Consider the following 15831-nt stretch of genomic DNA (forward strand, 5'->3'; position numbering starts at 1 on the left):
GTCAGGCCCGGCCCCCGCCCCCGTGACCGGGCCTGACCAGGACGACACCCCGGCGGTTCCGCCTTCCTCCGAGGCCTCACGTGCCGTGGCACCACGGGTCCTGACCGCGCTGACCGCGATCCGCGGGACCCTCGACACCCACGGCGACGAGTTGGGCCGCCTGGACGCGATCGCCGGCGACGGCGACCACGGCATCGGCATGCGGCGCGGCGCGACCGCGGCGGAGCAGGCGGCCCGGCAGGCGTGCGCACGGGGCGCGGGGGCGGGCACGGTACTCGGCCACGCCGCCGACGCCTGGGCCGACCGTGCCGGCGGCACCTCCGGAGCCCTGTGGGGCGTCCTGCTCCGCGCGATCGCCGACACCTGGGCAGACGTGAACGCCCCGGACCGAGCCCGGGTGCGGGAGGGCGTGAACGAGGCCGACCGCAAGGTCCGTGAACTGGGTGGAGCCCGGGTCGGTGACAAGACCATGGTCGACGCGCTCTCTCCCTTCGCTCAGTCCCTGGACCACAGGGTGCGTGAAGGCGACACGCTTCCGGTGGCCTGGCGCGAGGCGTCGCGCGTCGCACGCGAGAGCGCCGACGCGACGGCCGGGTTCCGTCCACGCCTGGGGCGGGCCCGCAACCACACCGAGGCCGGGCTCGGCACACCCGACGCCGGTGCCGTCTCCTTCGCCCTGATCACCGAAGCCGTGGGCGCGGCCCTGTTCGCCGACCAGACCCGTTCCAGCGATGAGGAGTCATCTTGACGAACACACTGCGGATCGTCGTCGGATCCGACGACGCCGGATTCACCTACAAGGAAACGCTCCGGCAGGACCTGGAGAACCACGAGCTGGTGGCGACGGTCACCGACGTCGGGGTGGACGCGCAGGGGCACACCGCCTACCCGACCATCGCGACCCGGGCGGCGGAGCTGGTCGCGGCCGGCGAGGCCGACCGGGCCCTCCTGATCTGCGGCACCGGACTCGGAGTGGCGATCGCGGCCAACAAGGTCCCCGGGGTGCGCGCGGCCACCGCCCACGACAGCTTCTCGGTGGAACGCTCGGTCCTGAGTAACAACGCCCAGGTGCTCACTCTGGGCCAACGCGTCGTCGGGATCGAACTCGCCCGCAGGCTCTGCCGTGAATGGCTCACCTACCGGTTCGACCCGGAGAGCGCCTCCGCCGAGAAGGTGCGCGTGCTGACCGAGTACGAGGCACAGCGTCAGAACCGGACCTCATGAGCCACGACTTCGTCATCGGCGTCAGCCTCAAGATGTACTTCTCCCACGCGCGCACCCTGGAGTGGTGCCGCCGGGTCGGTGCTCTGGCGGCCGCGCATCCGGCGATCCGCACCGGTGCGACCGAACTCGTCGCCCTCCCCACCTTCCCCGCACTCGTACCGAGTCGTCCCCTCCTGGGGCCGTCGATCGCCCTCGGCGCACAGGACGTGGCGGCCACCGACGCAGGCCCCCACACGGGCGAGGTCGGCGGCGGTGAGCTGGCCGAGGTCGGCTGTACCTTCGCCGAGATCGGGCACGCCGAACGGCGCCGGATGGGCGAGACCGACGCCATCGTGGGGGAGAAGGTCTCCTCAGCCCTGCGCCACGGCCTGGTCCCGCTGGTGTGCGTCGGTGAGGCCGAACGCGCCGACCCCCGGACCGCGGCGACCGTGGTCGCCGACGAACTGCGACGGGTCCTGGCCCCCTCCCGGGCGCGCGGGCAGATCGGCCGTGTCGTCGTCGCCTACGAACCGCACTGGGCCATCGGGCGCAGCGAAGCCGCCCCCACCGAGCACATCTCCACGGTGTGCCGGCACCTGAGGAGCACCCTCACCGAGGACGGCCACCCGCCGGAGAGCAGGGTGCTGTACGGCGGCAGCGCCGGACCGGGACTGCTCACCGAACTCGGCGACGCGGTCCAGGGCCTCTTCCTGGGCCGGTTCGCCCACGATCCCGACGCCCTCACCCGCGTCCTCGACGAAACCCTGGCTCTGAAGGAGGGGTCCTCGTGATCGGTCTGAGCACCTACGCCTACTTCTGGCAGTGGTCGGAGCGCAACCCCGAGCCTCTGTCCCTGACCGACATGCTCCACGACACGGCGTCCCTGGGGGCGGACGTCTTCCAGATCTGCGACTACCCCCCGCTGGAGGCCATGGACGAGGGCGAATTCGCCCGGATCCGCGCGACCGCCCGCGACCTCGGCCTGATCCTCGAAGTCGGCACCCGCGGTGTCGCCCCCGACCACCTGCGCCGATTCCTGGACATCGCCGCGCACCTGGGCGCGACCTTCGTCCGGTCGATGATCACCCCGCAGGACCTGCACTCCGAGGCAGGCGTACCGGCGATGCTCACCGACGTCCTCCCCGAGTACGCGGAGAGGGGCGTCGAGCTGGGGCTGGAGACCTACGAGCAGCTGTCCACCCGCGCCCTGGTGGACATCGTCGAAAGCGTCGACGACCCCGCGCTCGGCATCGTCCTGGATCCCGCCAACTGCGTCGCCCGGCTGGAGCACCCCTCCGACGTCGTGGAGATGACCGCGCCCCACGTGAACAACCTGCACGTCAAGGACTTCGTCTTCGGCCGAAGCGAAGGGTGGGTCGGATTCACCCTCACGGGTTGCCCCCTCGGCGAAGGACTCCTGGACCACGACCTCGTCCTCGACCGGGTCCGCCCGGAGCGACGCGGCATCAACCAGGTCATCGAGCACTGGCTTCCCTGGGCCGGTGACGCCACCGAGACCACACGTATCGAACGTCAATGGACACGCCACAACCTCGACCGACTGAGGAGCACGAACTCATGAGCATCGACACCCTGACCATCGCCGTCGTCGGCGCCGGCGGCAAGATGGGCCAACGCGTCTCCAACAACCTCAAGCGCACCGACGCGACCGTCCGGTACGCGGAGAACTCCCCGGCCGGCCGGGAGCGCGTCGAGGGCCTGGGGCTGGAGGTCACCCCCACCGCGGAGGCCGTCACCGGCGCCGACGTCGTGATCCTCGCCGTCCCCGACATCGTCCTCGGCGCGGTGAGCGAGGAGGTCGTGCCCCTGCTCGACCACGGGTCCATCGTGGTGACCCTCGACCCGGCCGCCGCCTACGCCGGACTCCTGCACCAAAGGGAAGGGATCGAGTACGTGTGCGCGCATCCGGCGCACCCGTCGATCTTCCTGCAGCGCACCACCAAGGAGGAGTACGCCGACACCTTCGGTGGCGTCGCGGCCCCCCAGCACGCGGTGGCGGCGGTGGAGTCGGGCAAGGAGGACGTCCGCGCCATCGCCGAAACGGTCATCCGCACCATGTACGCGCCCGTGATCGACGTGCACTGGGTGAGCGTCAAGCAGCTCGCGATCCTCGAACCGACCCTGGTCGAGACGATCGCCTGCATGATCGGAGAACTCCTCCACGAGGCACTGGAGGAGACCGTCAACACCGCCGGTGTTCCCCGCGCCGCGGCCGAGGCCCTGTTCCACGGCCACATCCAGGTCGCCCTGGTGAACGCCCTGCGGGGGGACCACCCGTTCTCCGACGCGTGCCACATCGCCATGGGCCACGGTCGCGAACTCATCGTCAAGGACGACTGGAAGCGGGTCTTCGACGACGCGGTCCTCGACGAGACGATCACCAAGATGCTGAAGATCGACGCGATCAAGCGCTGATCGGCACACGCGCGGTCGGGCACATCCGGGTGTGCCCGCGCCCGCCGCCGGACTCCGCGCCCGCTCTCCTCAGCGGACGCATGATCCCCACGCGTTTCGGTGGCGATCACCCTGAACTCCCCTCGGCACATCGCTCTGTTCGCGAACGGGCGGTAAGGAACTCCCCATGAACGCACCCGTTCTCCTCGGCATCGCCGTGGCCTCGATCGCGGTATTGCTGATCCTGGTCATGAAATTCAAGCTGCCGGCCTTCATCGCACTGCTGCTCGTGGCCGTCGGCACGGCGCTCGCGAGTGGGATCCCCTTCGATGAGGTGATACCCACCGTGATCGAGGGCATGGGCGGGACCCTCGGCAGTGTGGCGCTTCTGGTCGGCCTCGGAGCCATGCTGGGCGCCATCATCGAGAAGACCGGTGGGGCCGAGGTGCTCGCCGCGAAGTTCACACGCGCGCTCGGTAAGGAACGGGTGGGCCCGGCACTGTTGATCGCCTCGGCGATCTTCGCCATCCCGATCTTCTTCGACGTCGGGTTCATCATCCTGCTGCCGATCATGTTCAGCTTCGCCAAGGTGGCGGGACACCGATCGCCGGTCTTCGTCGGCGTTCCCATCGCGGGGCTCATGGTCTACATCCACAACACGGTCCCGCCCCACCCGGGGGTGACCGGGAGCAGCACGCTCCTGGGAGCGGACATCGGCCTGGTGACCATCGTCGGTGTCCTGCTGATCGTCCCGATCGGGTTCCTCGCGCACTACGGCGGGAAGCTCATCACCTCCCACTGGGAGTTCCCGATCGACCGGGACGTCCGGGAACGGTTCGACGGGACCGTCGACCGCGACGAGGGCGCACCGGCGTCCTCCGCTCCCGCGGACGGTTCCGGCGGGGGGACCGACACCACCGTCGCACCCCCACTCAGGGTCAGGACCGAACCGGGAGCGGGCACCGTCGCCCTGATGATCCTGCTGCCGATCATGATGATCGCCACCGGGACCGTCGGGGACCTCCTCCTCACGGAGGGGTCCACCACCGCGAGGGTGGTCTCCCTGATCGGACAGCCCGCGTTCGCCCTGATGGTCGTCGTGTCCCTCTCCCTCTACCTGCTCGGGAAGCGGCACGGGTGGGGCATGGAGGAGATGGGCGACATCATGAACGCCTCCCTCGCCCCGGCCGCGATCGTGGTGTTCGTGACCGGAGCAGGTGGCGTCTTCGCCCAGGTCCTCACCGAGAGCGGGATCGGCGAGACCATCTCCGGGCTCCTGCTGCGGACGGGCGTCCCCATCGTCCTCATGGCCTTCCTCCTCGCGACGATCTTCAAGGTCGCGCAGGGTTCGGGCACGGTGGCGACCCTGGCGGCCGCCGGACTCCTGCAGTCCACCATCGCCCAGGGAGACTTCTCCTCCCTGCAGGTCACGCTGATCGTCCTGGCCATCGGGTGCGGTTCCACCGCGTTGTCGCACATCAACGACTCGGGCTTCTGGATCGCCAGCAAGTTCCTCGGCCTCTCGGTGGCCGACGGACTGCGGACGTGGACACTCCTCACCACCGTGATCGGCTGGGTCGGCATGGCCATCATCGGGGGGCTCTGGGTGGTCGCCACCTGACCCGAACGGACGCCCGGACCCCGAACACCGTCAAAGGAGCGGTGCGGGGTCCGGGCCCGGGCGAGGCGACCGACGAAGGTCCGCGGTGAGCACACGGGCCGTGGCGAATCCGCCCGTGGCCGGTAGATGAGCGGTTACCCTGCCCGGGTGAGGACCCCCGACGCCTCGGACACGCCCGGGGCCCACGAACCGTCCACCATCGCCGACCTGCTCGCATCGGCCGTCAGCCGCTTGCGGGCCATCAACGCCCTGTGCTCACCGGAGGTGGAGCGGGCGGTACGGGCGGTGCCGCGCCACACGTTCGCCCCCGAGTTCGACCTGGACGAGGTCTACGCCCCTGACAAGGTGCTGACCACCCGCCATGACGCGGACGGCACCACCACCAGCTCGGTCTCGGCGATGTGGGTGCAGACCCTCATGCTGGAACGCGCCCGCCTGGCCCCCGGCCTGCGGGTGCTGGCGATGCCGCGTTCCAGGATCGTCACTCCTTTCTCGGCCACCGTGGTCTCGGGGGCGTAACCGAGCATCTCGATCTCGCCCCCGAGGATGCGGGGTACTCTGACCGGCTTCGGCGACGGGACGATCGGGTCTCCGGTCCAGGGGATCAACGGACCCGCTCGGATGCTCGTGGAGAAGGGGCGGGTGGAGGTTCTCGACCATCTTTCCACAGGCCAGGACGGGTGTCCGGTCGATCCGCAAGTGCCTACTGGTGGCGGGTATGGGCCGTATCAGGGCGGGTCCGGGGCGGGGGTGCACGGACGTGCACCCTCACCACATCGGTGAGTGACGGGATGGGTGGTGCGCACTCACCGGCCCGGGTTTCCGGCCCTGTGCACCCTCTGGTGCACCCCCGGCAACGCAAAAGCCCCTGACCTTGCGACGTTGTCGCTGGTCAGGGGCTTGAGTCTCTGGGGTGAGCGACGGGACTTGAACGCTGATGGGGGAGTGGTGTGACCTGCGGTGATGCGAGAATCCGCAGGCCAAAGGGGAGGTGGTCGCCCGGTCGTGGCGGGTAGCCCCGCGTTCCACCGGGCGCCGTGCACCCTCCGGATGCACCACGGCCCAGGCCCGCCTGGTGCGGCCTCACAGGTGCTCCGCACCGAGCGGGTACGCGCTGATTCGGCTCCTCCAGCTGAATCGTGTGAGGAACAACGTCCCCGGGCTCCGCCCGGCCCGCCGCGTGGCGGGCCGGGCGCGGAGTCAGCGCGGCGGGATGTCCTCCGGCACCAGGGTGGTGAAGTCCTCCCTGGTGGCGTTCTCGACGCCCTTGACCAGGCGCCCCGCCTGCCGGGTGATCATCCGCTCCAGCACCTGGCGCGCGTAGCGGGCGTTGCCGAAGTTCTCGTCCCTGGGCACGCCGGAGAAGTGCTCGCGCAGCGCCTCCGTCGTCTCGCGACCGCAGGTGTAGTCGGAGGCCGCCGCCATCCGCTCGATGATGGTGACCAGTTCGTCGTCGCTGTAGTCCGGGAACTCCACCTGGTGGTTGAAGCGTGAGGCCAGACCCGGGTTGGAGTCGAGGAAGCGCCGCATCTCGTGGGTGTATCCGGCGACGATGACCACGACGTCGTCGCGGTGGTCCTCCATGAGCTTGACCAGGGTGTCGATGGCCTCCTGGCCGAAGTCGTTGCCCGCGTCACCGCGCGGGGCCAGGGTGTAGGCCTCGTCCACGAACAGCACCCCGCCCTTGGCCTGCTCGAACACCTCGGCGGTCAGCTGCGCGGTGTGGCCGATGTAGCGTCCGACCAGGTCGGCGCGGGCCGACTCCACGACGTGGTCGCCGCGCAGCACGCCCAGGGCGTGCAGGAGCTTGCCGTACAGCCGGGCCACGGTCGTCTTACCGGTACCGGGAGGCCCGGCGAAGACCAGGTGGTGGCTCATCGCCGCCACCGGAAGCCCCATCGCGCGGCGCTGTTGGGACATCAGGAGCAGGTTGGCCAGGTCGTTGACGGTCTCCTTCACGCTTTCCAGGCCCACCATCGCGTCCAGCTCCTCGCGCAGGGCCGCGATTCCCTCGGGGGTTCCGCCCGTCCGCTCCTCAACGGCCGCCTCTCCCAGGTCCTCGGGCAGCAGGAGGGTGAGCGAGTCCGGGCTGTCGGGGATCGTCCCGCCCAGTCGGTAGGCCTGGCGGTCGATCATCTCCTCGAAGACCTTGCGGGCCTCGCGTCCGTTACCGAACATCGGTCCCTTGGGCAGCCGCGTGAAGTGGGCGCGCAGCGCGTCCTCGGTCCCCTCCGTCATGCGGTAGCTGTGCGCGACGCACATCTTCCGTACGATCTCGGTCAGCTCCTCCGGCTCGTAGTTGGTGAACTCGATGGTCCGGCTGAACCTGGAAGCGAGCCCGGGGTTGGTCTCGAGGAACGCGTCCATGTTCTCGGTGTATCCGGCGACGATGACCACGACGTCGTCGCGGTGGTCCTCCATGAGCTTGACCAGGGTGTCGATCGCCTCCCGGCCGAAGTCGGCACCGCCGCCCCCGCCGCCCTCGCCTTCGCCGGCCAGGGTGTAGGCCTCGTCCACGAACAGCACCCCGCCCTTGGCGCGTTCGAACACCTCGGTGGTCTTGATCGCCGTGCCGCCGACGTACTGCGACACCATGTCGGCGCGGGCCACCTCCACCACGTGGCCGTAGCGCAGTACGTCCAGCTCCGCGAGGATCTGCCCGTACAGCCGGGCCACGGTCGTCTTACCCGTTCCGGGGGCCCCGCCGAACACCAGGTGGCGGCTCATGGGCGGGCTGGGCAGCCCCATCTCCGCCCGGCGCTGGGCCATCTGGTTGCGGTTGATGAGCGTCTTGACCTCGTGTTTGACCCCGGCCAGACCCACGAGGGCGTCCAATTCCGCCAGGGGCCCGAGCTCCTCCTCGCCCAGTTCCTCGTCGTCCAGGGCCGGGATGTCCGGCAGGGGCACGGGGGTGCCCGCCAGGTCGCCGAACGCGTCCGGGGCACCGTTGTCACTGCTGAGCAGCTCCTCGGTGTACATGCGCTCGCTGGCGACGGTCTGGCGCAGCCCGGAGCGGCCGTTGGAGCGCACCGAGCAGTGTTCCACCGCCACGTCCTCGGTGGAGTGGATCAGGATGCCGTCGGCTCCGTTGTCGAACACCTCACACCGGCGCAGCGTCGCACCGGCCTTGGCAGCCACGAGGACCCCGTTGCGGCGCCCCTTGTACACCCGGGTGCGCAGCACCGTGGCGCCGCCGGAGCCGGAGCGAACGGAGATGCCGTCGCCCGAGCACTCGGAGACGTCGCAGTCGCGCACGTCGGCCGTTCCGCCCGCGCCCACCGAGATCCCGGCGTCGCGGCTCCCGGTGATCCGCACACCGGTCAGCAGCGGAGCGCCGCCCTCCTCGACCGACACCGCGGCCTTACCGTTGCGCTCCAGCGTCACCTCCTCCAGGCGTCCGCGGCCGCCCTTGCCGAACACCACGCCCTGGCCCCGGGTCCCGGTGATCGCGGTCGCGCGCAGGAAAGGCGCGCACGCCTCGATCACCACTCCGGGGCCGACCGTGTCGCTGATCGTCCCGCGGTCGAACTCCGTGCTGCTGCCTCCGGTCAGCCGCAGTCCCCGCCCGCCGCGCACGACCAGACCGAGGAAGGAGGTCGAGGCGCGCTCATCGGCGTGCACGGCCTCCCCGTCAGAATCCTCGACCTCGCAGTCGGTGAAGGTGCCGCGCGCCCGGCCGGACAGGTGCAGGCCCACGCCCTTGGGGCGCACCACGCGCACCCGTGCCAGTTGGGGGTCGGACTCGTTGTGCACGGCGACGCCGCGTCCGCCCACGTCCTCGAACACGCAGTCCCGCACGATCGGGCGGGCCCTGCTGGCCACGACCAGTCCGTCGGACTCGGTTCCGCGCACACGTGTGTCCAGCACCGAGGTGGTGGCGCCCTCCTCCAGCGCCACCGCGGGTTTGCCGGTCCCGGAGATCTCGCAGTCGCGGATCGTTCCCCCGGACTGTCCGCTGGCGAAGACGCCGTTGCCCCCGGTGTCGCGCAGTACGCAGGAGCGGATGGTCGGGCTCGCCTGCTCGCCGATGACCACAGCGCTGGTCTCGACCTCCTCGAACAGGCAGTCCTCGATGATGCTCGGACCCTTGGAGGTGATCACCACGCCCGCGCCCGTCGAGCACGTCACACGGCTGTCGCGCATGGAGAGCGCACCGCCACCGCGCACCGCCACCGCGGTCCACGCGGCGCCCGCCACCTCGCAGTCGACCATCTCCACCTGTCCGATGGGGATATCCACCGCGGGGTGCTCGGTGTGACGGCCGCGCAGGACCAGCCCCGAAAGTTTGACCGCCTCGGCCGCCGAGACCACCGCGCTGCCGGAGACGCCGGTGATCTCCACGCTGCCCGGGCCGTCCCGCGCCGTCAGGGTGACCACACCGTTCAGGATCAGCGTCTCCTCGTAGCGGCCGGGGGCGATGGTGATGAGGGAGCCGCTGCCGGCCGCCGCGACGGCCTCGGCGATGGTCGCGTGTGCGTCCTGGGCGTCGGCGTCGACGGTGAGGAGCTGCCTGGTCATCGGTGTCTTCCTAGATCGGGGGAGAGGGCGGCGGGACGGCTCCGCGCCGGTGGGCTGGACGGTGGACTCCTCGCCCGCGAGGGCGTGCCCGAAGCCCCGTGCCCCGCCGGACCGGAGCGCCGCCCGGTGGAGGTCCGTGGACCGCCCCGGTCGTCCCCCTTGCGGGGAACCGGTGCGAGATCCGTCGCGGGGGACCGTCCGGAGGCGCTCCTCGTTGGTCTCGCGCCACTCGGGGCGGGAAACCCGGCGGTGCGAGTGGCTCGCGCCGTTACCGCGATGCGGGCCCGGGTGGTGGAGCGGCCCCCACTCCCGAGCGTACCCGCCGGGCCCGCCGACGCGGGTAGCGGTCCCTCGGCACCGGCCCGGCGCCCCCGCTCGGGGCGGACCGCCGGACCGGCTCCGGCAACCGGTGCGATACCGCACGGTTCGGGGGTCACGGGGTCGGGTCAATAGGGGCGCCTCGGCGCCGGGTCCCGGGCCCGGCGCTCTCCCGGAAGGGCGGCCCGCCAGGCGCGACCGCGTCCCCGTGGGATGAGCACGCCCGCGGCGACGGTGGTGAGGATGAGCGCCGCCGCGATGCCCACCACCACCAACACGGAGGGTGGGGACACGTCCCCCGGCCCCGGGTCGGGTACGAAACCGGCGCCCGGATAGGCGTTCCCGGCGGATGCCCCGGGAGCGGCGCTGAGCGCGCCGACCGGGTCCACGCGCCCGCTGCCGCGCAGAGCGTCCCCCGGTCCGTCCGGAGAGGGGTAGGCGGTGGCGAGCAGCCGCTCACGGACGTCGGACGCCGACAGGTCGGGTTCGTACGAGAGCAGCAGGGCCGCCGTGCCCGCGACGAACCCGGCCGCGACCACGTCCCCGGCGCCCACGAAGTGGCCGTCTCCGCCGGGGCCGACGCTGACGATCAGGTCGCCCGGTGCGGTCAGGTCCACGCGCGCCGCCGTGCCGTCGGAGTCCAGGGCCGCGAAATCGGCGACGGGGGAGCCGTCCACGCCCACGGCGGCCACACTGACGGCCGCCGCGTGGTCCCCGGGCGAGGCGGGGACGAAGACGCGGTTGACGGCGACCGTCGCGGGTGCCACGACCAGCACGTCGGCCTCGGCGGCCGCGTCCATCGCCGTGACGAGCTCGAGGCTGGACTCGGCGATGGCCGTGCCCACCAGTACGACCTCGGCGCCTTCGTCGACGGCGGTCTCGATGCCGTCGGCGATGCTGGACGCGTCGGAGGCGCCCAGGGCCTCGGTCACGGGCACGTCGATCACGCGCGCGCCGGGGGCGACTCCCGTCAGTCCGCTGTCGCTCTGGGGGCGACCGGCGACCAGCCCGGCCAAGAAGGTGCCGTATCCCAGGCAGTCCTCGCTGCCCTGGCCGGACAGGGCCGGTCCGACCGCCGCGGTCTCCGCGTCGATACCGGTGCTGAGGACGGCGATGGTGACGCCGTCGCCCTCCGACAGGTCCCAGGCGCCGGGCAGGTCGAGCAGCGGTGTGGTCCACGGCCGCTCGGCCACCACCGTGGAGGAAGCGGGCGTGCACCCGCCGTCGGGCGCGGTGCCGATCGCGGGCAGCGGATCCTGTTCGGCGGACCCCTCCGGCGCGGCCTCCGGTGAGGGCTGGGCGCCGTCCGCGAGGGCGGGCGGGGCGGCGAGGGCCGTCAGCCCGACGCAGGCGGCCGACAGCGCGGCGGCGGTCGCGCGCCGAGCCGCCAGTGCCACGCAGTTCCACGCGGTCATGGGCGAACTCCGTAGGTGGTCGGGTGGCCGGGTCGGGTGCGCGCACGTCCCCGGAGCTCACGGCCCCGGACCGCACGGCGCCCGACCGCGGTGTGGTGCCCCCGTGCACCGTACGGCACCGGGACGGCGGACCCCGACCCGTCGGGCCGGGGCGCGGCGTGAGCTGTCGGCGCCACGGCGTCAGTCCTCGTCTTCCATGCCCTCGGCGATCGCGAGCTGGACCGGGATCGGATCGCGGCGTGAGATCCACAGGGCCCGGCCCGGCGACATTCGCTGGGCGCGCACGCTGCCGAAGAGCACGCCCTCCGATGGCGGGCTCGACAGCATGATGCTGGGGGTGTTGCTGTCGATGAGCGACCGGATGGCCGGTTCGGAGGCGGCCCGGCTGAAGCCGCCCGCGGCACGCGCCAGGATGAGGTGCATGCCGATGTCGGCGGCCTGCGGCAGCATCTCCATGATCGGCGCGAGCAGGTTGCCCCCGCTTCCGCCGGAGGCCAGGTCGTAGTCGTCGATCACGATGAACAGCTCCGGTCCGGTCCACCAGTCGCGCAGGCGCAGCTGTTCGGGGGTGATGTCGGGCCCGGGCAGCCGCGCCTTCATCGCGCCCGCGGCGGCGCCCATCATCTCGCGCATGCTCTCCGACGACACCGCGTAGCCGAGCTGCTGTTCCTTGGGGATGGCGTCGAAGAGCTGACGGCGCTGGTCCATCAGCACCACCCGCGCGCTCGTGCTGTCGTACTGGGAGCGGATGGCGTTGGTGATGTGGCGCAGCAGGGTGGTCTTGCCGGTCTCGGTGTCGCCCACGACCAGAAGGTGCGGGGTGGCGGAGAAGTCGTGCCAGAACGGCCGCATGCCCCGCCCCTCCAGACCGAGCGGGACCCGCAGGCCGCCGAGTTCGGTGAGTTCGGCGGACGGCAGCTCGGCGGCCAGCAGCCGCACCGGCAGGGTGCGAACGGCGGGTGCGCTGGGGCCGTCCCATGCCTGGTCCACCCGGCTGACCAGTTCGGTGAGGCCCTCCGAGAGCGAGATCGGGTCGCCGACGCCGTCGGCGCGCGGAAGGCCGGACAGGAAGTGGAACTGGTCGAGGGTGAGGCCGCGCCCCGTGATCCGCGGCACGGTCTGGGCCTTGCGCATGCTCACGGTGGAGTCCACCGCGTCACCGAGGCGCAGCTCGAAGCGGGTGCCCAGCAGGTCGCGCACCCCGGAGTGGATGTCCGCCCAGCGGGGCGAGGCGATGACGAGGTGGACGCCGTAGCTGAGCCCGCGCTGGGCGAGCTGGGTGAGCGGGGTGACCAGGTCCATGAAGTCCTGGCGGATCGTGGACCAGCCGTCGATCACCAGGAACACGTCACCGTGGGGTTCGTCGGCGAACTCCCCGGCGGCGCGCCGCCGCCGGTAGGTGGCCATCGAGTCCACGCCGTGCTCGGCGAAGAACCGCTCGCGGTGGACGATGATCTCCATCATCTCCGACACCGTCCGGTTGATGCGGTCGGTGTCCATCCGCCCGACCACGCTGCCCACGTGGGGCAGGCCGGTCAGCGACTGCAGGGCGCCACCGCCGAAGTCGAGCGCGTAGAACTGTACCTGGGCGGGGGTGTTGGTCAGGGCCAGGGCGCAGACCAGGGTGACCAGCATGGTGCTCTTGCCGCTCTGCGGCCCGCCCGCGATGCCCACGTTTCCGCCCGCGCCGACCAATTCGGCCTTCAGGGGCAGCCGCAGCTGCTCGAAGGGCCGGTCGATGACGCCGAGCGGGACCTCCAGCACCGGTTCGGACGACCACGCGGGGCCGGTGCCCGGGAGCGGCCGACCCATCATGGTGAGCAGTTCGTCCAGGGTCGGCGGCACGTCCAGCGGCGGCAGCCAGACCCGCCGCGCCGGGGGCCCCACGTTGTGCAGGCGATCCAGGGCGACGTTGAGCAGGCTCTCGGTGTCCTCGTCCTCCTCCGGCCGGGCCTCCGGTTCGGGGATCGGGGCGGGGGTCCGGTCGGCGACGTAGCGCGACAGGAAGGGGACGATCTCGGCCGCCGCGGCGGACTGGGGTCCGCTGCGCTTGCGTGTCCGGTACGCGCCGGAGACGTAGGCGGCCTTGAACCGGGTCAGCTGGTCGGTGCCGGTCTTGAGGTACCCGCTGCCGGGCGCGGGGGGCAGCTGGTGGGCGTCCGGCACGCCCAGGACGCTGCGACTCTCGATCGCGGAGAACGTGCGCAGCGCGATCCGGTAGGACAGGTGGCTCTCCAGCTGGTGGATGCGCCCCTCGTCCAGACGCTGGGAGGCCAGGAGCAGGTGCACCCCGAGGCTGCGTCCCAGGCGCCCGATCATCACGAACAGCTCCATGAAGTCGCGGTGGGCGGCCAGGAGTTCGCTGAACTCGTCGACCACGACGAACAGGGTCGGCATGGGTTCGATCGACGGGTCGGTCTGGCGGGCCTTCTCGTACTCGTGAATGGAGCTGAAGTTGCCCGCGGAGCGCAGCTGCTCCTGGCGGCGGATCAGTTCGCCGTGCAGGGCGTCCTGCATGCGCTCCACGAGGGTGACCTCGTCGGCGAGGTTGGTGATCAGTGCCGAGGTGTGGCGGAGTTTGTCCAGGCCGATGAAGGTCGCCCCGCCCTTGAAGTCGACGAGGACGAAGTTCAGCGTCTCGGGGGAGTGGGTGAGCGCCAGCGACAGCACGAGGGTGCGCAGGAGTTCGCTCTTGCCGGAGCCGGTGGCGCCGATGAGCATGCCGTGCGGGCCCATCCCGCCCAGAGCCGACTCCCTGAGGTTCAGTTCGAGCGGGGCGCCGTTCTCCTCGATGCCGATGGGCACCGCCAGCCGCGCGGTCGGGTGCAGCTCGCTCCACATCTGCTCGGAGTCGTGCGCGTGCAGGTCGGAGATGCCCAGCAGCGTCGTCAGCTCGAAGTCCGAGACCAGGGGTTCGTCCACCTCTGTGGCCAAGCTCATACGGTAGGGGGCCAGCAGCCGCGCCAGTGAACCGGCGCGGGTGGGGCTGAGCGCGTCGGGGCGGCCCAGCGGGGTGAGCGTGCGCCGGCCACTGTGGTCTTGGCCGACGACTTCCAGAGCGTCGGAATCGACCCTCAGCGCCAGGGTGAAGGGGGCGCCGTCCCAGGGCAGCGGGTCGTCGATGTGCACGATGACGGCGTTGCGGTAGCCGCCGGAGTCGAACCGGGTGGAGCCCTGCACCTGCTCGTCGTCCACCACGATGACGGTGAAGGGCTCCTCGCGGGAGGGTGAGGCGCCGGGCTCGAAGCGAGAGCGGTCGGCCAGGTCCGGGCCGATCACCTGCTCGAGTTCGGCGGCGTCGCCGCCGAACAGCCGGACGGGGCCGGCGCCGTCGCGGTCGGCGGGGTGCATCGAGTGGGGGAGCCACTTGATCCATTCCCAGGCGGCGCGGTGCTTGTCGGCGGCGCACACGGCGATGCGCAGTTCGTCGTGCGCGTGGAACACGGCGAGCTGGCCGACCATCGCTCGCACCATGGCCCGGGCGGCCTGGGCGTCGCCCTCCAACGACACCCGCGAGTACCCGCGCAGGTAGACGGCGACGGGCTGGTCCTCGACGGTGGCGTAGGCGCGGATGAACCGGCGCAGCGCGTGGGAGCTGAGCGGTTCGAGGTCTTCGACAGGCTTGGTGGACAACGGGGCGATGCGCCTGCGCATCGCCTGCTCGCCCACGGCCAACCGGACCTCGGCGAAGTCGTCGTGGGAGGAGCGCCGTTCCCACAGCCGCGACGTGCGCACCAACGCCCACAGCGCGTCGGGGTCGGGGGCGCGCCACAGCATGGCGTCGCGCTGGGCGGTGACGACCTCGCGCGCCTTGGTGCGGCTCTGGGTGAGGTAGCGCAGGTAGTCGCGCCGGTCGCCGTTGATCTGGCGTTTGCGCTCGCTGCGGGCGCGCACGTACTGGCCCACCAGCATCGCGACGGCGCCCAGCAGCATCATCCCGCCGGCGATGTAGGGCATGAAGGTGTTGACGGCGCTGCCCTGGCTTCCGGGCCGCAGGAACAGCAGGATCATCGCCATGGAGGTCATCGCCATCGGCAGGTAGTTGAACACCGCCGACATGCTCGATTTCTCCTCGGGGAGCACGGGCGGTTCCTGGAGCTGGAACTCTCCGTCGGGCATGTCCGGCCCGGGGCGGCGGGGCGGCCTGCGGACGAGGATCGTGCTCACAGCGGCGATCGCCTCCTGGCGATTGAGGGGGTGGGGCCGACGGTGCGGAGGCCGGGAGAGGTGCGCTCGTATGAGCGGGTGACGCATTCCTCCTGGCGGGGGCCAGGATTATGCCCCGTAATCACACGGAAAGCCAAACGAAAGCCAATTTCGTCCTTTCATGATACCAATTCC

At 71.3% G+C, this 15831-nt stretch carries 10 protein-coding genes; 7 read left to right on the forward strand and 3 right to left on the reverse strand.

What is annotated here, in order from left to right; translation table 11 throughout:
- The 7 genes from DSY14_RS16690 to DSY14_RS16720 all read left to right on the forward strand — a co-directional run.
- The coding region (locus tag DSY14_RS16690) for a DAK2 domain-containing protein (protein WP_211717499.1) at window positions 1–748 on the forward strand (748 nt) is incomplete at its 5' end.
- Window positions 745–1224: a ribose-5-phosphate isomerase gene (locus tag DSY14_RS16695; protein WP_211717500.1), complete on the forward strand. Its 480-nt coding sequence runs from the start codon at window positions 745–747 to the stop codon at window positions 1222–1224. The genes DSY14_RS16690 and DSY14_RS16695, both read left to right, overlap by 4 nt.
- Window positions 1221–1994, forward strand: coding sequence for a triose-phosphate isomerase family protein (locus tag DSY14_RS16700; protein ID WP_211717501.1), 774 nt, complete (start codon window positions 1221–1223; stop codon window positions 1992–1994). Before DSY14_RS16695 ends, DSY14_RS16700 begins: the two co-directional genes overlap by 4 nt.
- The gene (locus DSY14_RS16705; RefSeq protein ID WP_211717502.1) at window positions 1991–2785 is read left to right on the forward strand and encodes a sugar phosphate isomerase/epimerase; all 795 of its coding nucleotides are present in this window, start codon (window positions 1991–1993) and stop codon (window positions 2783–2785) included. Before DSY14_RS16700 ends, DSY14_RS16705 begins: the two co-directional genes overlap by 4 nt.
- The gene (locus DSY14_RS16710) at window positions 2782–3639 is read left to right on the forward strand and encodes a phosphogluconate dehydrogenase C-terminal domain-containing protein (protein ID WP_211717503.1); all 858 of its coding nucleotides are present in this window, start codon (window positions 2782–2784) and stop codon (window positions 3637–3639) included. Before DSY14_RS16705 ends, DSY14_RS16710 begins: the two co-directional genes overlap by 4 nt.
- Window positions 3640–3805: 166 nt before the next feature.
- Window positions 3806–5239, forward strand: coding sequence for a gluconate:H+ symporter (locus tag DSY14_RS16715; protein WP_211717504.1), 1434 nt, complete (start codon window positions 3806–3808; stop codon window positions 5237–5239).
- A 147-nt stretch (window positions 5240–5386) separates the two neighbouring features.
- Entirely contained in the window at window positions 5387–5758 is a 372-nt protein-coding gene (locus DSY14_RS16720; protein ID WP_211717505.1) for a hypothetical protein, read from the forward strand.
- A 681-nt stretch (window positions 5759–6439) separates the two neighbouring features.
- On the opposite strand, the gene DSY14_RS16725 is transcribed toward DSY14_RS16720, so the two are convergent.
- From DSY14_RS16725 to eccCa, 3 genes are all read right to left on the reverse strand, one after another.
- Window positions 6440–9757, reverse strand: a complete 3318-nt coding sequence (locus DSY14_RS16725) for a right-handed parallel beta-helix repeat-containing protein (RefSeq protein WP_211717506.1) — start codon at window positions 9755–9757, stop codon at window positions 6440–6442.
- Window positions 9758–10203: 446 nt separating this feature from the next.
- The gene (locus DSY14_RS16730; RefSeq protein ID WP_211717507.1) at window positions 10204–11490 is read right to left on the reverse strand and encodes a S8 family serine peptidase; all 1287 of its coding nucleotides are present in this window, start codon (window positions 11488–11490) and stop codon (window positions 10204–10206) included.
- A 180-nt stretch (window positions 11491–11670) separates the two neighbouring features.
- Window positions 11671–15657 (reverse strand): type VII secretion protein EccCa, encoded by a 3987-nt coding sequence (gene eccCa, locus DSY14_RS16735; RefSeq protein WP_211717508.1) that lies wholly within the window; start codon window positions 15655–15657, stop codon window positions 11671–11673.
- Window positions 15658–15831: the final 174 nt, after the last annotated feature.

It is taken from the genome of Nocardiopsis sp. MG754419 (genome assembly GCF_018207095.1).
In the GTDB taxonomy this organism is placed as follows: Bacteria; Actinomycetota; Actinomycetes; order Streptosporangiales; family Streptosporangiaceae; genus Nocardiopsis.